Source organism: Leifsonia sp. AG29 (assembly GCF_009765225.1).
Classification (GTDB): Bacteria; Actinomycetota; Actinomycetes; order Actinomycetales; family Microbacteriaceae; genus Leifsonia.
In genome coordinates, this window is sequence record NZ_VMSF01000001.1 from 3191797 (window position 1) to 3209957 (window position 18161).

The window sequence follows — 18161 nt, forward strand, 5'->3', positions numbered from 1 at the left end:
AGCGTTCCGGGGCCGGGGCCGGGGCGGGCGCGATGCCCGCCCCGGCGATGCGGTCAGGACAGGGTCGCCTTCCAGAGCGCGGCGAGATCGGCGTCGTAACGGACCTCGTAGCCGTTCACGCCGGAGTTGAGCACGATGTACTCCTTCGGTGTGAAGAGCCAGATCCACGCCGCGTTGTCGACGAGCTGGTTGGAGACCTGCGTGTAGATGCTCTTGCGCTTCGCGGTGTCGGTGGTGGCGATGCCGTCGGCGAAGAGCTTGTCCAGCTCGGGGGAGCTGTAGCCCGCCACCTTGTTGTAAGAGCCTCCCGAGGTGAAGTACCGGGCGTACATGGTGTTGGGGTCGGAGCTGCCCGAGTTCTGCGCGATCGCGGCGTCGAAGTCGCCGGCCAGCCACTTCTGCACGTAGGCGTTCGAGTCCAGGGTCTGCACGTTGACCTTGATGCCGATCTTGCCGAGCTGGGCCTGGACGTTCTGCGCCTCGTCGACCGCGGTCGAGTACAGACCCTGCGAGGTCATCACGTTGAGCGTGAACCCGTCGGGAGTGCCGGCCTTCTGGAGGTACTGCTTCGCCTTCTTGAGGTCCTGCTTGGGGCACGGCTGCGCGTTCGGGTCGGAGCGGTACTCCGGCGAGGTGATCGCCCCGGTCACGTCGCCCGCGCCGAGAGCGGCCGTGTCGACGACGTCCTGGCGGGAGATCGCGCACTGGATTGCGAGACGCGCGTTCACGTTGGAGAGCGTCGGCGACGCGGCGCGCAGCTGGAGCACGTGGTACTGCAGCGACTGCGCCTGCTCGGTCTTCGTCTTGTTCGACGCGGCGGTCTTCGCGGTGACGGGGTTGTCGAACACGGCCGCGTCGACCGAGCCCGTCTTCAGCGCCGAGACCATCGATTGCTCGTCCGGGATGATCCGGAACTCGAGCTTGGCGACACCGGGCTTGCCGGCGAAGAAGTCGGGGTTCCGCTCGAGGGTGATGGACTCGTTCGGCACGCGGTTCGCCCACTTGTACGGGCCCGAGCCGACCGGGGCGGTCTGGAGGCTAGCCACGGGGACGTCGGAGGGCACGATGCCTGTGTTGATCTTGGTGAGCCCGGCGGGGAAGGAGGCATCAGGCTTCTTCAGGTGGACGACGACGGACGTCGGCGACGGCGCGTCGACGGACGCGACCGAGGCGAAGTACGAGCGCGAGCTGGCGTTCGACGCCGGGTCCATGATCTTGTCGAACGTGTACTTCACGTCGGTGGAATCGAGGGCCGAGCCGTTGCTGAACTTGAGTCCGCTCTTGAGCGTGAATGTGTAGGTGAGGCCGTCGGACGAGACCTTGGGGAGGTCGGCGAGATTGCCCGTCGTGACGTCCTTCGCGTCGGTCGTGAGGAGCGGGCTGTAGATCTGCGAGAGCACCTGGACCGACTGCTCGGAGGTTGTAGTCCACGGGATGGTCTGGGTGGGGTCGGCGGTGATACCGAAGACGAACGTGGCGTTCGGGTTCGCGGACGCGGTGTGCGAGCTGCTGGTGCCGCTGCATCCTGCTAGCAGCATGGATGCGGTGGCAACCGCGGCGCCGGCGAGGATCGCGCGGCGACCGTGACGGTTGACCTTCATTTCTCGGGCCTCCTGGGTAGGTGTTGTGCCTGCTGTGAGCGGACAACGCCGGCGGCGCTGCCGGGATCAACGATAGGGGAATAATTTCCTCTTACGTTTCCAAGATGTAAATTATTTAGCACGAACCGTCACGGATGTCCACATGATCGCCGCTACGGTAAACGCAGGACGAAGGAGATCGGGCATGACCGAGGACATCTTGGTGCGGCTGCGGCAGGCGCTGCCCGGGCTGCGCCGGAGCGAGCAGCTCATCGCCCGAGTCGCCCTCGAGGAGCCCGCGACCGTCGCCGGGCTGAGCATAACCGAGCTCGCTGCGCGCTGCGGAACCTCGACGGCGACGGTGGCACGCTTCTGCCGCAACGTCGGCTTCGACGGCTATAAGAGCTTCTGCCTCGCGCTCGCGCGCGCCGCCGTCGACGAGAGCGGCCGCCGCTACCAGTTCGGGGTGTCGGAGGGGGACATCGATCCGGCCGACTCAACGCGCGACGTCGTGCGCAAGCTCGCCTTCCAGGAGGCGCGCGCAGTGGAGGAGACGGCGGAGATGCTCGACCTCGACGAGGTCGACCGGGTCGTGACCGCCATCATCGACGCGCCGATCGTCGACGTCTACGGCTCCGCCTCCAGCGGACTCGCCGCCCAGGACCTCGGCCAGAAGCTGCGTCGCATCGGCTACTTCGCGAACGCCTGGACCGACGCCCACCTCGCCCTGACCAGCGCGGCCGTCCTGCGACCCGGCTCGGTCGCGATCGCCTTCTCGCACTCCGGCGAAACCGAGGAGGCGCTCTCTGCCATCGAGACGGCCCAGAAGGCGGGAGCCTTCACCGTCGCGGTGACGAACTTCCCCGAGTCCCCGCTCGCGCAGATCTCCGACGCCGTGCTGACAACGGTCTCGAGAGAGACGCGGTTCCGCTACGGCGCGATGTCGAGCAGGATGGCGCAGCTCATGATCGTGGACGTCATCTTCATGGGAGTCGCGCAACGCCGCCCCGAGGTCGTGGCCGAGTCGCTCGCCGCGAGTCTTGCGGCTGTGGAGGGCCGGCGGCGCCCGAGGCGCAACGGCAGCTGAGGGCGGCCCACCGCCCCTCGCACTTGCGCCGCGTCAGAGACGCTTCGCCATGCCGACCTGAGGCTGGCCCCACTCCTCCAGCGTCTCGCGAGTGCCGTCGAGGGACCACCCGTTCTTCTCGTAGAAACGCCGTGAGGGCTCGTTCTGCTCGAAGACCCAGAGGCGGGCTCGCGTCGCGCCGAGCGCCCGGAGGTCGTCCTCGGCGCGGGTGACCAGGAGGCGGCCGTAGCCTCCGCCCTGGGCGAAAGGCGACACGTAGAGCGAGCTGACGTATCCGGTGCCGTCGTCGTTCAACCGGTAGCCGACGAACCCGGCGACCTGGCCCTGGTCGTCCTCCACCGCCGCATACGGATCGCCGGAGGCGAGCGCCCCGCGCCACAATTTCCGCGCGCGGTCAGCGGTCATGCGTTCAACGAGCTCGGCCGGCATCACCTGGCTGTAGCTGATCGTCCAGCAGTCGACGAAGATCGCGGCGAACGTCTCGGCATCGTCGGGGGTGGCGGTGCGCAGTCGTGGCATGTCGTCCTCTCTCGCCCGTCAAGGATGGCACACGGGCGCACGGGCCTCCGACGCGTGCATCCGGCCGCGCGGCTCTCACGAGGTGCTCGTACATGTCGCCGCGCGCGGCGTGTCGACAGCAACGACGAGCACCTCGACGCCGCGTCTACTCGGCCGCGTCCTGAACTTCGTTCTCGAGCTTCTCCTCGTCGACGGCGAGCTCCTTGCGCGTGATGCCGGTCGCGTGCGTGAGCAGCTTCTGGATGCCGTCGGCCTCCTCCGGAGCCGCCACCACGACGATGCCGGAGCTCCCGGCGTGCAACGTCTCGCTGATGGCCTTGAGGTCGTCGGCGGACGCCTTCTTCGAGATGTGACCGGCGAGCGCCCCGATGCCCGCGCCCGCGGCTCCACCGACGAGCAGCGCGCCTCCCAGAGCCACCGCCGGGAACAAGGCCACCACCAGGCCGCCGGCCAACCCGATCGCGAGCCCCTTGCGGCCGCCGTGGTGCTTGGCGCCGTCGTCGCGCTTCGGAATCGAGACGTTCCCCTCCATGTCGCGCACCACGACCGCGGCGTCGAACGCGGCGTGCTTGTCGGCCTCCTTATAGTGCGCGTGCAGGGCGTCGAAGTCCGCCACCGCCTCGTCCTCGCTCGCGTACTGCGCGGCAATCGCCACGTACGGCTTGTCGGCCATCTCTCGCTCCCATCGTGTCGGGACAGCGGACGCCGCCGTCCTGCCCACCGCCGCACCTGCGGCGCCCAGGCACAAGGTAGCTGCGGGGCCGGTCGCTGGCTACGCCCCTCTTTGTCGAGGTGGAGGAGCGAGGCCGGACGCACCCGTCGCCCACGAGGTGCTCGTACATGTCGTGGCGCACGGCGTGTCGACAGCAACTACGAGCACCTCGACACGGCGGAGCCCGACGCGGGCCGAGCCCGCGACCCAGCGACCTACGGCATGAACGGCGACCACTCGTCGCGCGCGACGGAGACGAGGCTCCCGCCGGATTCGACGATCCACGAGTGAGGGTCGCAGCCGCGGTAGATCCCGATCATCGTCTGAGGCACCCAGCCGTCGTCCCGGCGCGACCAGTGGACGAGGTGTATCAGCCCGCCCTTGCGCGGAACGAAAGTGACGAGCTCGTCCGTTGTTGTCATGCGTCCTCCCCGGATACACCGACAGCCGAACGATAACTCGCAAGCTGACACCCAGGCAAGCAAACAATGGGATAACGCTTCTCGGTAACCGCGGCGCGACCCGCGAGCCTGCTCAGACCCGCTCGAACACCGCCGCCAGCGCCTGTCCGCCGCCGATGCACATCGTCTCCACTGCGAGCTCCGCGTCGAGGGCGGCCAGCTCGTGGGCGAGCGTGGCGAGCATGCGGAGGCCGGTCGCGCCGATCGGGTGGCCGATCGAGATGCCGCTGCCGCGCGGGTTGAGGCGCGGGTCCTCCGCGTCGATGCCCCAGTCGGCGAGGCAGGCGAGCACCTGCACCGCGAAGGCCTCGTTCAGTTCGATCACGTCGATGTCCGACCAGGAGGCGCCGGCCCGCCGGAGCGCCAACTCGGCGGCGGGCACCGGGGCGACCCCGAAGATGCGGGGGTCGTTGCCCGCGACGGCCCACGACCGGAGGCGCAGCATCGGGGCGAGGCCGAGCTCGGAGGCGCGCTCCGGCGTCGTCACGATGGCCGCGGCCGCGGCGTCGTTCTGCCCGCTCGAGTTGCCGGCCGTGACCGTCGCTTCGGGGTCGTCGCGTCCGAGGATCGGACGCAGCGCGGCGAGCGCTTCGAGGGATGTGTCGGCGCGCGGGTGCTCGTCCCGGTCGACGACCACGTCACCGCGCCGACTCGGCACGGTGACCGGCACGAGCTCGGCGTCGAACGCGCCGGACTCCTGCGCGGCGACGGCGCGCCGGTGCGAGAGGAGGGAGAGGGCGTCCTGCGCGTGCCTCCCGATCTGGTAATGGCGCCGGATCGTCTCGGCCGAGCCGACGTTGCCCTCGGGGGTCGGGAAGTTCCGGCCCCCGACGGTCTCGCGGCCGCGGGCGAGCGCGTCGTGGAGGAGCAAGCCGCCGGAGGGAAGGCCGCGGCGCCCCTGAACCGAGTAGAACGGGGCGTTCGACATCGACTCGGCGCCGAGCGCGACGACGACGTCGCTGACGCCGGTCTGCACCTCCATCGCGGCGTTCACCACGGCCTGGAGCCCGGACCCGCACCGGCGGTCGAGCTGGTAGCCGGTGGTGGTCACCGGGAAGCCGGCGTTCAACGCGGCGACGCGGCCGAAGGCGGGTGCCTCCATCGTCGGGTAACCCTGCGAGCCGATCACGCCGTCCACCGCGGACGGGTCGATCCCCGTCCGCTCGAGGAGGGCGCGCAGAACGGTCTCGGCCAGGTCGAGCGCGGACACCGACGCGAGCGCCCCGCCCAGGCGGCCGACCGGGGTGCGGAGGGGCGAGCAGATGACGACATCGCGCAGTTCAGGCATCGACGGTCTCCGGCGACGCTTCAGTGGAGGCGGCGGGGTCGAGTGCGACGGTCAGGGTCGCACCGGTGGCTGCGACGACCTGGTCGACGGTGACGTCGGGTGCGAGTTCGCGCAGCACGAGCCCCTCGTCGGTGACATCGATCACGGCCAGGTCGGTGATGATCCGGTCGACGCAGCCGCGGCCGGTGAGCGGGAGCGTGCACTGCTCGACGATCTTCGCCGAGCCGTCCTTGGCGACGTGCTCCATGACGACGATGACGCGCTCGGCCCCGTTGACCAGGTCCATCGCGCCTCCCATGCCCTTGACCATCTTGCCGGGCACCGCCCAGTTCGCGATGTCGCCGCCGGCGGAGACCTGCATCGCGCCGAGGACCGCGGTCGCGATCCGGCCGCCGCGGATCATCCCGAAGCTGGTCGCGGAGTCGAAGTAGCTGGCGCCGGGGAGCACCGTCACGGTCTCCTTGCCGGCGTTGATCAGCTTCGGGTCCTCCTCCCCTTCCCACGGGTAGGGGCCGACGCCGAGGATGCCGTTCTCGGAGTGCAGCACGACGTGCACGCCCTCCGGCAGGTGGTTCGGGATCAGGGTCGGGAGGCCGATGCCGAGGTTCACGTAGGAGCCGTCCTCCAGTTCGAGGGCGGCGCGGGCGGCCATCTCGTCGCGGGTGCGAGGCACGGTCAGGCTCCTTCCGGGGAGGCAGTGGTCGGGCGGCGGCGGACGGTGACCTTCTCGATCGGCAGGTCCGCGGACTGCTTCGGGTTCAACGCGATCACCCGGTCCACATAGATCCCGGGGAGGTGGATGTCATCCGGTCCCAGTACACCGGGCTCGACGAGCTCGTCGACCTCGGCGATCGTGATGCGGCCGGCCATCCCCGCGAGCGGATTGAAGTTGCGGGTCGACTTCTCGAACCGGAGGTTGCCGTGCCGGTCCCCGACAGCGGCCCGCACCAGGCCGAAATCGGTGCGGATCGCGGTCTCCAGCACGTACTCGCGGGAGCGGCCGAACACGTCGAACGGGCGCAGCTCCTTCGGCGCGGACTCCTCCGCCACCGATCCGTCCGAGGCGTACCGGATGGGCATGCCGCCGTCAGAGACCGCCGTGCCGGCGCCGGTCGCCGTGTAGAAGGCGGGGATGCCCGCGCCACCGGCGCGGAGGCGCTCGGCCAGCGTGCCCTGCGGCGTCAGCTCCACCTCCACCTCGCCACCGAGGTACTGGCGGGCGAACTCCTTGTTCTCGCCGATGTACGAGGCGATCACCCGGCGGATCCGTCCCGCGGCCAGCAGCTCACCGAGACCCCACCCGTCGACGCCGCAGTTGTTCGACACGACCTCCAGGTCGCCCACCCCCCGCGCCAGCAGCGCCCGGATCGTCACGATCGGCACCCCGGACAGACCGAAGCCGCCCACCGCCAGCGAGGCGCCATCAGGGATGTCGGCAACGGCCTCCGCGGCCGAACCGTACGTCTTATCCATTCCGTTCCTCCGTGCTTTCGGGGGTGTGTGGGGTGGCGCCGGTCGGCTCGGTCCACTCGCCGTGGCGGGCGTCGTCGCCGTCGCCCGCCTCGGGCGCCTCCGCGAAGACCTCGCGCATCGCCGCGAGCGCCCCGTTCGCCGCCGGCAGCCCGGCGTAGAGCGCGGTGTGGTGGATCACCTCGGCGATCTGCGTGCGGGTCAGTCCGTTGCGGAGCGCCGCCCGCACGTGCATCCGGAGCTCGTTCTCGTGACCGCCGGTAACGAGGCTCGCCAGCGTCGCGATCGAGCGCTCCGGCCGTGTCAGCTCCGGCCGCGCCCACACCTCGCCCCACGCGTAGCGGGTGATGAAGTCCTGGAAGTCCGCGGTCTCGGGCGTGATGCGCTCGTTCGCGCGGTCGACGTGCGCGTCCCCGAGCACCTCCCGGCGCACTTGCATCCCCCGGGAGTGGAGGGACGTCCGCGACAGCAACGCCCCGAGGAGCGCTGCCGTCTCGGCCGGATCCTCGAGCGGGATCAGGTGGGAGGCGTGCGCCAGCTCCACGAAGCGGGCGTCGGGCATCCCCTCCGCCAGCTCCCGCATCAGCTCGGGTGTCGTCACGGCATCGTGCGCCCCCGCCACGATCAGGGCAGGTGCTCGCACCGCGCCGAGCGAGTCGCGTCGGTCGAACCCGGCGAGCGCCTCGCAGCAGAGCGCGTACGACTCGTCGTCGACGTCGATGAGCGTCTTGAGCGCGTGGCCGCCCGGACCGTCGGGGTGCGCCTCCAGGTAGCCGGGCGCGAACCACCGCTGCGCGCTCCCGGCGACGACCGAGGCGGTGCCGGATGCCCGCACCTGCGCGGCACGCTCGGCCCAGCCCTCGGCGGTGCCGATCTTCGCGCCCGAGCAGAACATCGAGAGGCTGAGCACGCGCTCCGGGACGGTGAGCGCGAGTTCGAGGGCCACCGTGCCGCCGAGGGAGTCACCGGCGACGTGGAACGCCCCTCCCCCGACCTCGTCGATCACGGCGAGGACGCCCCGCGCCAGGTCGGCGACGGTGAACGCCTCCCCCGTCGCCGGCGAAGCGCCATGCCCGGGCAGGTCGACGCGCAGGATGCGTGGAGCGTCGGGCGTCGTCGAGACGCGCGCGACCACGCCGTCCCACAGCTCACCCGTCGTACCGAGGGAGGGAAGGAGCACGAGCAGCGACGACGAGGCCGACGTCGCCGGGGCAGGCGTCATCGAGCCGCGGAGGCGCGGGACGGTCATGAGCGGGTCGACCTCTCTGCTGCGGCGGCTTCGAACCGCGCGACGGACGACGCCACGACACGATCGGCGGCAGCCAGCAACGATGGGGATGCGTCGACCGTCCCGGCGGACACCTCCACGTCTCCGGCGGCATGGGCGAGAAGCGAAGCGGACTCGAGCGCCAGGCGCAGCACCGAGCGCCAGGCCTGCCACTCGGCATGCCACTCGCCGGCGGGCCGCGCGTCGTAGGAGAGGGCCGCGGTCTGCAGTGTTGCGACGAGGCCGCCCGCACGGAGGCCGTTCGCCGTCAGCAGGACCGCGTCGACCGGATTGTGCTTGTGGGGCATCGATGACGAGCCGCCTCCGTGGCGCGGCACCGCGGAACCGTCGCGGGCGAGCAGCGCGAGGTCGCGCCCGATCCGGCCGCCGATCGCTGCGACCTGCGCCGCGGCGTGCGCCACCGCCAGCACGGCCGAACGCTCGGTGTGCCAGCTCCGCCCCGGGTCGCCGAGCCCCAGGTGCGCCGCGAGGCAGGCGCGCAACCGTTCGGGCGCGTCGCCGCGGCCCGCGTCCTCAGCGAATGCTCTTCCGACGCCCACCGCACCCCCGAGTTGCACCGGGAACCGCACGGCGTCGAGCTGCACCAGCGTCGCGGTGATCCCGTCGAGCCAGGAGGCGACGACTGCGCCGAACGTGGTGGCCTCCGCCTCCTGCGTCAAAGTGCGCGCGACAACCGGGCGCGCGCGGTGTGTCTCGGCCAGCGCGGCCAGCTCTCGGCCCGCGCGGGTGAGGTCCGTGCGCGCGCCGGACAGCGCCTCCCGGGACACCAGCATCAGGGCGGTGTCGACGACGTCCTGGCTCGTCGCCCCGCGGTGGACGAGCCCGGCATCGAGGCCGGCGGCCGCCCGGAGCTGGTCGACGAGCGCGATCACGGGCACGCCGCCCGCGCGAGCGCCGTCGGCCAGGGCATGCCGGTCGAGCGCGTCCGCCCGCAGACTCTCCGCGACCGCGGCGCCCGACCCGTTGAGCTCCGACCACGCCGCGACGAGGGCTCGCTCGAAGGCGACCATCCCCTCCAGGACGGCGTCGTCCGAGACGGCCGAGGCCGCGCCTCCCGCCGGCTCGAGCAGGCCCCAGTCGAAGGCTCGCGCGGTTCCGTCAGCCACGTCCGTCACCCACGAAGTCGAGGAAGACGGTCTCGTCCGGCCCCTGGAGCCGGATGTCGAAGCGGTAGCTGCGGTCGCCGTCGGGGACGACGAGGAGGGTCTCGCGACGCTCCTCAGGAACGGTCGCGAAGAAGGGATCGTCGTCTGAGAAGTACGCGCGGGTGAAGAGGTGGTGCAGCAGGCCGCGCGCGAAGACCGTGACGAGGAAGTACGGCGCGCGCCCGTCGACCGGAGCGCCGGGCTTCACCGTCGTGAAGCTGTAGTGACCGGCGCGATCGACCTGCGTGCGACCGAAGCCGGTGACGGTGTGGCCGTCGCGGTGGAGACTGCCGCGATCGGCGATCGGTGCTCCCCCGGCGTCGAGGCCCCAGACTTCGAGGATCGCGTCCGGGACCGGCTCACCGGCGCCGTCGTACACCGTGCCGTGGAGGCGGATCGCCTCCGGGTGCCAGGGAGGCGCGACCTCCCCACCGCGCTCGTACGGGAGCGCGTAACCGAAGAACGGCCCCACGGTCTGCGACGGGGTCTGCGAGAACGTCCCGGCCGCGATCGCATCGTGTTCAGGCATGCTCGCCCTCCTCCGGCTCCATCCAGGTCGCCTTGCCGCCCGTGAGCACGATGTCCCAGCGGTAGCCCATCGCCCACTCGGGGACGCTCAGCTCGTGATCGTACGCGGCGATCAAGCGCTTGCGCGCCTCCGGGTCGACGATCGACTGGTAGATCGGGTCGAGCGCGAAGAGCGGGTCGCTCGGGAAGTACATCTGGGTGACGAGGCGCTGCGTGAACGCGTTCCCGAAGAGCGAGAAGTGGATGTGCGCCGGGCGCCAGGCGTTCCGGTGGTTCTTCCAGGGGTACGGACCCGGCTTGATCGTGACGAACCGGTACGACCCGTCGTCCCCGGTGATCGCCCGGCCGACGCCCGTGAAGTTCGGGTCGAGGGGCGCCGGGTGCTGGTCGCGTTTGTGCACGTAGCGGCCGGCGGAGTTCGCCTGCCAGATCTCGATGAGCTGGCCCGTGACGGGCCGTCCCTCCCCGTCGAGCACCCGGCCCGTGACGATGATGCGCTCGCCGAGCGGCTCGCCGGTGTGCTGGATGGTCAGGTCGCTCTCCTCGGCGCCCACGTCGGAGTGGCCGAACGCCGGTGAGACGAGCTCGATCTCCTCCGGGTCGGCGCGCACGAGCTCGTGGGTGGGGTGCCGGAGAGCCGAGCTCCGGTACGGCCGGAAGTCGCGGAGCGGGTGCGGCGGCAGCTGTCCGTCCGCAGTGCGCGCCGCCTCGTGGGCCTCGGCGATCTCTGCGCTGATCTCCGCCTGGGTCAGCTCGGCTTCGCTGTTCTGGTTCATGGTCACCTCAGAAGGGGAGTCCGGCGTACTGCTCGGCGAGCGCCGCCTGCGCGTTGCGCGAGCCGGTCGTGTACTGCAGCTGGCCGACCTGGCTGCGGTAGCGGAAGGCGCGGCTCGCCTCGTCGGCGACCTCGCGGTGCACGTGCAGCATCTCGGTCATCCACTGCGAGAACTGCTGCACCTTCCACTGCCGGGCGAGCGCGGCGCGGCTGTAGTCGGAGAGGGGCGACTCGTCTCCGCGGTAGAGGGCGGCGAGGCCGCGCCCGAGGAGGGTCACGTCGGCGATGGCCGAGTTGAGGCCCTTCGCGCCGGTCGGGGGCACGATGTGACCGGCGTCGCCGGCGAGGAACAGCCTCCCGTGCTGAAGCGTCGACGCCACGAAGCTCCGCATGGGTGTGATCGACTTCTCGGTGATCGTCCCCTCGTGGAGGGTCCAGCCGTCGGTTCCGAGGCGCGTCTGGAGGGCCTCCCAGATGCGGGCGTCCGACCAGTCGTCGATCGACTCGTCCGGGTCGACCTGGAGGTACAGCCGCGACACCTCCAGAGAGCGCATGGAGTGCATGGCGAAGCCGTCCGGGTGGAGAGCGTAGATGAGGTCATCGGTCGACGGTGTCACGTCGGCGAGGATGCCGAGCCACGCGTACGGGTAGCTCCGCTCGAGCGCGCGGACACCCGGGATCGCGGGCCGGCAGACGCCGTGGTAGCCGTCGGTGCCGACGACGACGTCGCAGTCGATCCGCACCTCCTCGCCGTCGTAGCGCGCCGTGACGTATGGGGACGAGGTGTCGATGGCGTGCGGCGTGACGTCCTGCGCCTCGAAGCGGATGTCGGAACCGAGGCTCTCGTGCTGCCGGAGCAGGTGACGGACGAGCGCCTGCTGCCCGTACACGGTCACTGTCCGGTCGACCAGGTCGGGGAAGTCGATGTGGTGGCGCTCCCCCTCGAACTGCAGGTAGATGCCGTGGTGGGTGAGACCGTGGGCGTCGAGGTCTTCGTCGAGGCCGAGCTCGCGGAGGATGTCGACGGAGCCCTGCTCGAGGACGCCGGCCCGGATGCGGCCGAGCACGTGCTCGGAGGAGCGCTGCTCGAGGATCTCGAAGCCGATGCCGGCGCGGTGGAGGATGTGCCCGAGGAGGAGCCCGGCCGGGCCGGCTCCGATGATGGCGACTTGGGTGCGCACCGCTGCCTCTCACGTCGATGGGAAGGTAGGGCCATCGTCGCGGGAGCCGGGAAGGCGGTGGGGCGGGTTTCCGTTCAGTGGAAGGATTTGTGGTCGGTCCAGGCTTTCGGCCCTCCGAATTGGGGGTGACGGGTGCGCACGGAGAGCGTCCCAACCGGTAACCGGGCAAGGCGGGATGCCGATAGGCTCCGGCATGCGCATTCTGATCGCTCTCCTCGCGGGCGCAGCCGTAGCGCTCGCTTCGGTGACACCCGCCCCCGCGACGGAGGCGCCCGTGTTCGGGAGCCGGCTCTACGTCGACCAGGGCAGCGACGCCCGCAAGGCGGCCGACCGGCTGGCCGCATCGGGTGACACCGCAGACGCCGCGCTGATCGAGCAGATCGCGGGGCAGCCGACGGCGGTGTGGCTCGGCGACTGGTACACCCCGACGCTGCTGCTCAGCACGATCCGGCGTCACCTTCAAGCCGCGGCTGCCCAGGGCGCCACCCCCGTGTTCGTGACCTACGCCGTGCCGGACCGCGACTGCGGCGGTTACTCCGCGGGCGGGTTCACGTCCGACGCCTACCTCGACTGGAATCGCCGCGTGGCCGCCGCGTTGGCCGGAAGCCACGCCGTCGTCCTGATCGAGCCGGATTCGCTGGCGATGCTCTCGAGCGCGGCCTGCGCGGGGGTTGCCGGCACCCGGCTGCCTCTGATCCGGTCGGCGGTCCGGATCCTGAATGCGGCCGGACTCAGCACGTACCTCGACGGCGGCAACGCCCGCTGGCTCACCCCCGACATGCAGGCCTCCTATCTCCGGTCGGCGGGGATCTCTGAGGCTCGGGGCTTCTTCACGAACGTGTCGAACTTCGACGCGACCCAGGCGGAGCGCGACTACGCCGGGAAGGTGTCCTCCCGAGTCGGCTGGAAGCACTTCGTGATCGATGTCTCGCGAAACGGGAACGGCTGGACCGGCAGCTGGTGCAACCCGCCGGGAGCAGCGCTCGGGCAGAACCCGCGGATCACCGAGTCCCCGACGACGAAGCTCGACGCCCTCCTCTGGGTGAAGCACCCGGGGGCGTCCGACGGCACCTGCAACGGCGCCCCTCCGGCCGGCGCGTGGTACGAGTCCGCGGCGGAGGCGCTCGTGCGGGCGCGTTCCTCCGCACCCCTCCCGAAGCTCGCCTCCCCCCTGCTCGCACAGCCCGGCGAGCGCGCTCGGTCTGTCGCCGTTGTCCCGGCGATTCACTGACCCCCCGGCCTTGAGCCGACGTTAGGCCCGCCGTCGTCCGGCAGTTGCGCCTCCTCGAGACGTTTGCGCGTGCGCGCGCAGGCGCAGACGTCCCGAAACGCCGCAGTCGCGCAGCAGTGCCCGGCGAGGTTCAGCGGGCGTAGCCCAGGGCCGCCGAGATGCCGCGTGCAGCCATGCGGACGCCGAGGGCAAACTGCGGCTCGTTCACGCGACCTGCGCTGGCAATGATCGACACCGCTGCGACCACCGCGCCCGTACTGTCGCGGACAGGGGCCGCCACCGAGAACGCGCCCCGCGTCATTTCCTCCACCGAGACCGACAGGCCCGTAGCGCGAATGGAGGCCAGCCGCTCGCGCAGCTCCTGCTCGCCCGTGAGCGTGTTCGGGAGGAACTTGCGCGGCCGCGCCTCCATCACCGCGTCGAACACATCAGCGGGTGCGTAAGCGAGCAGCACGAGGCCGACTCCGGTGGCGTGCAGCGGGAGCACCGTGCCCACATCGCTGATGACGGGCACCGCGCCCTCGCCGGAGAAGCGCTCGAGATACACGGCGTTGAGGTCGTCGCGGACGGCGAGATGCACGTGCTCGCCCGTCGCCTCCAGGAGGTCCTCCAGGTACGGGAGGGCCGCCTCCCGGAGCCGGCGGGCCGTCGGCTGCCGGACGCCGAGCTTCCAGAGCTTGATGCCGACCCGGTAGCGGCCGTCCTCCCCGCGGACGAGCCCACCCCACTGAACCCACTCGGCGAGCAGCCGGTGCGTCGTGGAGACCGGCAGGCCGGCGCGCCGGGCGACCTCGCTGAGGGTCAGCTCGCCTCCGCGTTCGAACGCGTCGGCGACGGCGAAGACGCGGGCCGCGACGCTCCGCTCATCAGCCGCACCGCCCGCCATGGAGCAAGCTTAGGGGCGGCCAGCGGGCCCTAGAGTGTGCGCATGAGTCTTCAGGACAGGGTCGTCGTCGTCACCGGAGCCGCGCAGGGTCAGGGTGCCGCCGAGGCCGCCCACCTCGCGAGCCTCGGCGCCCGGGTGATCGCCGCGGACCGCTCGTGGACCGAACCGGCGCCTCGCGGCATCGAGCAGGTCGAACTCGACGTCGCCGACGACGCGGGCTGGCGAACGCTCGCCGCCTCCATCGAACGCGAGTACGGCACCCTGCACGGCCTCGTGAACAACGCCGGAATCACCTGGCGAGCACGCCTGGCGGACATCGAGGCCGACGACCTGGCCCGCGTCTTCGCCGTCAATGTGGGAGGCGCGACCCTCGGCATCCGGCACCTCTCGCCGCTGATGCGGCAGGGAGGCTCCATCGTCAACGTCGGCTCGGCCGCCGCGCTCACGGCGCACTACGCGGTCGCGTACGGGGCCAGCAAGTGGGCGCTCCGGGGCCTCACGAAGACGGCCGCGATGGAGCTCGGCCCGCGGGGGATCCGCGTGAACCAGATCGACCCCGGCTACATCGAGACGCCGATGACGGCGAGCGCGTCGGAGGCGTTCCGCACCGCGAACCTCGCCGCGACGCCGCTCGGCCGGATCGGGACGGTCGACGACATCACGCCGCTCGTCGCGTTCCTCCTCGACGACGGCTCGACGTTCATCACCGGCGCCGAGATCCCCGTCGACGGCGGCCTGACGTCTCATGGAGGCGGAAAGGCGATCGCGGACGCGCTGTCGCGGTGAGGGCGGCACGGCCGAAGCGCGTCGTGCGCCCGGCCGGCCGGCCCGCGCGTGTCAGCCGACCTCGGCGTGCTCGCGCGCGGTGAGCTCCTCCACCGCCTTGCGGGCCCCGCGGACGGCGATCGCCACGCTCATGAGCGTCGGGTTCATGGTGGTCGCCGTCGGGATGAGACCGTTCCCGCCGACGACCAACCCGTCGTAGCCCCAGACGCGCGAGTACGGGTCGGCGACGGAGGTGCCGTCGTCCGCGTCGCCGGTGCGCATCGTGCCCTGGTAGTGGAGGCTCGACCCGTTCGGCAGGAGGCGCGGCTCGGCCACGAAGGTCCCGAGCGCCGCCCCGGCCCGTCGCAGGTGCTCCGTACCGGCCTCGATCTCGGCCTTCTCAGCGTCCGTCAGCTCGTACCGGATCGTCATGTTGGGGAAGCCGCGGTAGTCGAGCTCGCCATCGTCGAAGGTGACACCGTCCTCGAAGCGCGGCTGCTTGCGCATGCCGTACCCCATGTTGACGAAGCCCCAGCGGTTGCCCGAGGCGGGGTGCTCGGGGTCGAGCTGGAACGGCGGATTCTCGGCGTACATCACCTGCAGCGAGAACGGGTGGTCGGGCTCCGAGAAGGGGATGCGGTTCACCGCGGCGACCGGGTCGGCCGGGTTGGTGGCGCGGCGGGCGAGTTCGGCGTCGAGCTGCTCCTCGGTGGCGTAACGGCTCATCCGCTCGCTGTCGAGGGCGACCGTCGAGATCACCACGGGGTGCTCGGTGAGGTAGTGGCCGAGAGCCCGCGGGCGGATGCCCGACGCCCACAGTAGCTGCGGCGAGCGGAAGGCGTCGGCCGCGACGACCACCAGGTCGGCTGGGACGAACGAGGTCTCGCCGGTGCGGAGGTCTTGGACGGTGACGCCGGTCACACGCGGCCCGTCGTGCTCGACCCGGCGGACCAGGGTGAGGTCGCGCAGCTCGAACCGCTCGGCCAGGGGGTTCCCGGCCTCGATCAGCGGCCCGAGCACGACGTCCGCGCCGGCCCAGCGCATCGACCCGTCCGGCTGCGGGTCGCCCGACACCGGGAGGGTCGACGGACCGTACCCCTCGGGCAACTCCGCTCCGAACTCCTCCGCGAGCAGGCTGCGGATCGCGGAGCCGATGCCGGAGTCGCCGAAAGCGGAGTGCTGCACGTGGAGGAGCGCCTCAGCTTCCGCGACCAGTCCCTCCCACTCGTCGTCGGGGATGAACGGGATGCGCTCGCTGAACGCGGGGGCCGGGGTGGCGCAGGTCCAGTGCGCTCCCATGCCGCCCACATTGGTGGAGGCGGCGGCCGCCGGGAAGGTCGGCGCGTGCCCCGACCCCTCGCCTCCGAAGTCGATCAGGTGCGTGCCGCCGCGCGCCGTGAACATGCCCTCGACCACGGCGGACTCGGGGATGCCGAGCGACGAGCGGAACGATCCGGCCTGCGGCCCCTGCGACCGCTCGCGGGCCAGCTCCTTCGCCTCCGGGTCGGGGATGTTGCGGACGCTCTCGCCGGGGACGTCGGTCAGCTGAGGACCGGCCTCGAACATGACGACGCGGGCGTCGGGGACGCCCTCCAGCAGCAGCCGGGCGTAGGCGGAGCCGATCGGCCCGCTCCCCACGATGGCGATGGTCGGTGAGTCGGTCATGGTGTCTCTCCTTCGGGACGGATGGTTCGGGTCGGGGACGTCGGGGTGCCGATCCCGCCGACGGCGGACGCCGTGGCCACTGCCGGGTCGAGGTCGGCGGAGGCCGGCGGCGTGGTCGCCTCATCGCTGAGGCGCCCCGGCGGAAGCAGCAGCGAAGCGACGAGCCCGACCGCGTAAGTGATCGCCAGGCCCGCGAAGACGGGAGCGAACACGTCGTGGTAGATGCCCGCGACTTGTAGCTGCAGCTGGGGCTGGAGGGCGTGCACGGCCGACGGCGTCAGCGTGCGCGGGTTGAGCGACGCGGGGAGCAGCGCGGCGACGCCGGCCGCGATCACCCCGCCGATCAGCGCCGTCGTCACCGTCGCCCCGACCTGCCGGACCAGGTTGACGGTCGCGGTGACCGTCCCGGTCTCGCGCCGGGGAGCCGCGCTCTGAACCACGGCGACGATGAGGCTCATGAAGCACCCCGTGCCAAGCCCCACGACGGCCATGACCGCGGTCGGCACCCACAGCGGGAGGAACGCGGGGAGGAACGCCATCACCGTCAGCCCGGCAGCGCCGATCGCCGTGCCGAGCACAGGAAAGACGCGATACCGGCCGGTGCGGCTCGCGAGCCAGCCGGACGCCAGGTTGCCGACGAGCATGCCGAACACGGTAGCGATCGGGACCACGCCCGACACTGTGACACTCACGCGGTAGGCGAGCTGGAAGTACGTCGGAAGGTACGCCGTGATCGAGAACAGCCCGATGCCGACGACCGCCGAGACCGCCATGCCCGCGGCCATGGTGCGGTCGGCGAAGAGGCGGAACGGCACGAGGGGGTGCTCCGCCCGCAGCTCCACGACGACGAACACGGCAGCCGCTGCGGCCGCAGTCGCGAAGAGGGCCGTGGCCGCGCCTCCCAGTGCCGCATCGCCGACCCAGGTCACGCCGAGCACGAGCGAAACCAGCGTGACCGCGAGGAGCGCCGCGCCCGCGAGGTCGAAGCGCCCGGTCGGTTGTCCCTCCACGTGCGGAACAGCGATCGCGGCGAGGACGAACGCGGCGATCCCGACCGGGGCGTTGACCCAGAAGACCCACTGCCAGCCCCAGAAGTCGGTGATCAGGCCGCCGAGCACCGGGCCGATGAGGATCGCCACGGGGAAAGCCGCGCCGATCAGGGCGAGGTACTTGGGCCGCTCACGCGGGGTCGTGGTGTGCGCGATGATCGTCTGCGGCATCAGCTGGAGGCCCGCGGAGCTCATGCCCTGCACCCCGCGGGAGGCGATCAGCCACCCCATGCTCGTCGCGAATCCACAGGCGACCGAGGCCAGGACGAAGACGATCAGCGAGACGAGGAAGACCGCGCGCGGACCGACGATGTCGCCGAGTTTGCCGAGCACCGGCAGGAGCACGGTGCTGGCGAGCGTGTAGCCGACCACGATCCACCCCATGTGCTCGAGGGCGCCGAGCCGCCCGGCGACCGTCGCAAGGGCTGTGCTGACGATGGTGTTGTCGAGCGCGCCGAGGAACGACACCGCGAGGAGGGACGAGACGAGGAGGCGGAGCTTGAGTCGTGAGAGCGGCATACGCGAGGCACC

At 71.3% G+C, this 18161-nt stretch carries 18 protein-coding genes; 3 read left to right on the forward strand and 15 right to left on the reverse strand.

Annotated elements, in window-relative coordinates:
- Positions 1-53 precede the first annotated feature (53 nt).
- On the reverse strand, positions 54-1601 hold the full coding sequence (locus FPT20_RS15330) for an ABC transporter substrate-binding protein (RefSeq protein ID WP_158866892.1): 1548 nt from the start codon (positions 1599-1601) through the stop codon (positions 54-56).
- Positions 1602-1785: 184 nt separating this feature from the next.
- Between FPT20_RS15330 and FPT20_RS15335 the strand changes: the two genes are divergently transcribed.
- The gene (locus FPT20_RS15335) at positions 1786-2667 is read left to right on the forward strand and encodes a MurR/RpiR family transcriptional regulator (RefSeq protein ID WP_158866894.1); all 882 of its coding nucleotides are present in this window, start codon (positions 1786-1788) and stop codon (positions 2665-2667) included.
- A 33-nt stretch (positions 2668-2700) separates the two neighbouring features.
- On the opposite strand, the gene FPT20_RS15340 is transcribed toward FPT20_RS15335, so the two are convergent.
- The 11 genes from FPT20_RS15340 to FPT20_RS15390 all read right to left on the reverse strand — a co-directional run bounded on the left by FPT20_RS15340 (position 2701) and on the right by FPT20_RS15390 (position 12034).
- Positions 2701-3186 (reverse strand): GNAT family N-acetyltransferase, encoded by a 486-nt coding sequence (locus FPT20_RS15340; RefSeq protein WP_158866896.1) that lies wholly within the window; start codon positions 3184-3186, stop codon positions 2701-2703.
- A 145-nt stretch (positions 3187-3331) separates the two neighbouring features.
- Positions 3332-3859, reverse strand: a complete 528-nt coding sequence (locus FPT20_RS15345) for a DUF1269 domain-containing protein (RefSeq protein WP_158866899.1) — start codon at positions 3857-3859, stop codon at positions 3332-3334.
- 254 nt (positions 3860-4113) lie between these two features.
- Positions 4114-4320, reverse strand: a complete 207-nt coding sequence (locus tag FPT20_RS15350; protein WP_158866902.1) for a hypothetical protein — start codon at positions 4318-4320, stop codon at positions 4114-4116.
- A gap of 112 nt (positions 4321-4432) precedes the next feature.
- On the reverse strand, positions 4433-5647 hold the full coding sequence (locus FPT20_RS15355; protein ID WP_199245849.1) for an acetyl-CoA C-acetyltransferase: 1215 nt from the start codon (positions 5645-5647) through the stop codon (positions 4433-4435).
- The gene (locus FPT20_RS15360) at positions 5640-6320 is read right to left on the reverse strand and encodes a CoA transferase subunit B (RefSeq protein ID WP_158866905.1); all 681 of its coding nucleotides are present in this window, start codon (positions 6318-6320) and stop codon (positions 5640-5642) included. The genes FPT20_RS15355 and FPT20_RS15360 overlap by 8 nt, the downstream gene beginning before the upstream one ends.
- A gap of 2 nt (positions 6321-6322) precedes the next feature.
- Positions 6323-7120 (reverse strand): CoA transferase subunit A, encoded by a 798-nt coding sequence (locus tag FPT20_RS15365; protein ID WP_158866908.1) that lies wholly within the window; start codon positions 7118-7120, stop codon positions 6323-6325.
- Complete coding sequence (gene pcaDC, locus FPT20_RS15370) at positions 7113-8366, reverse strand: bifunctional 3-oxoadipate enol-lactonase/4-carboxymuconolactone decarboxylase PcaDC (protein WP_158866910.1); 1254 nt, start codon at positions 8364-8366, stop codon at positions 7113-7115. The genes FPT20_RS15365 and pcaDC overlap by 8 nt, the downstream gene beginning before the upstream one ends.
- Entirely contained in the window at positions 8363-9511 is a 1149-nt protein-coding gene (locus FPT20_RS15375) for a lyase family protein (RefSeq protein WP_158866913.1), read from the reverse strand. The genes pcaDC and FPT20_RS15375 overlap by 4 nt, the downstream gene beginning before the upstream one ends.
- A complete protein-coding gene (pcaG, locus tag FPT20_RS15380; RefSeq protein WP_158866916.1) occupies positions 9504-10079 on the reverse strand; it encodes a protocatechuate 3,4-dioxygenase subunit alpha in 576 nt (191 codons plus the stop codon). Before pcaG ends, FPT20_RS15375 begins: the two co-directional genes overlap by 8 nt.
- Positions 10072-10854, reverse strand: a complete 783-nt coding sequence (gene pcaH / locus FPT20_RS15385) for a protocatechuate 3,4-dioxygenase subunit beta (RefSeq protein WP_158868277.1) — start codon at positions 10852-10854, stop codon at positions 10072-10074. The genes pcaG and pcaH overlap by 8 nt, the downstream gene beginning before the upstream one ends.
- Positions 10855-10861: 7 nt before the next feature.
- Positions 10862-12034, reverse strand: a complete 1173-nt coding sequence (locus FPT20_RS15390) for a 4-hydroxybenzoate 3-monooxygenase (protein WP_158866919.1) — start codon at positions 12032-12034, stop codon at positions 10862-10864.
- Positions 12035-12227: 193 nt separating this feature from the next.
- On the opposite strand from FPT20_RS15390, the gene FPT20_RS15395 reads away from it, so the two are divergent.
- Positions 12228-13265: a glycoside hydrolase family 6 protein gene (locus FPT20_RS15395; protein WP_233265562.1), complete on the forward strand. Its 1038-nt coding sequence runs from the start codon at positions 12228-12230 to the stop codon at positions 13263-13265.
- A 130-nt stretch (positions 13266-13395) separates the two neighbouring features.
- Here FPT20_RS15395 and FPT20_RS15400 read toward each other — a convergent pair whose 3' ends face one another.
- Entirely contained in the window at positions 13396-14151 is a 756-nt protein-coding gene (locus FPT20_RS15400) for an IclR family transcriptional regulator (protein WP_158866924.1), read from the reverse strand.
- Positions 14152-14193: 42 nt separating this feature from the next.
- Between FPT20_RS15400 and FPT20_RS15405 the strand changes: the two genes are divergently transcribed.
- Positions 14194-14937 carry an SDR family NAD(P)-dependent oxidoreductase gene (locus tag FPT20_RS15405; RefSeq protein WP_158866926.1) on the forward strand — a complete coding sequence of 248 codons (744 nt, stop codon included), beginning with the start codon at positions 14194-14196 and terminating at the stop codon, positions 14935-14937.
- A 51-nt stretch (positions 14938-14988) separates the two neighbouring features.
- Here FPT20_RS15405 and FPT20_RS15410 read toward each other — a convergent pair whose 3' ends face one another.
- Both FPT20_RS15410 and FPT20_RS15415 read right to left on the reverse strand, forming a co-directional pair.
- A complete protein-coding gene (locus tag FPT20_RS15410; protein ID WP_158866929.1) occupies positions 14989-16581 on the reverse strand; it encodes a GMC oxidoreductase in 1593 nt (530 codons plus the stop codon).
- Complete coding sequence (locus FPT20_RS15415) at positions 16578-18149, reverse strand: MDR family MFS transporter (RefSeq protein ID WP_158866932.1); 1572 nt, start codon at positions 18147-18149, stop codon at positions 16578-16580. Before FPT20_RS15415 ends, FPT20_RS15410 begins: the two co-directional genes overlap by 4 nt.
- Between the last annotated feature and the right edge of the window lie 12 nt (positions 18150-18161).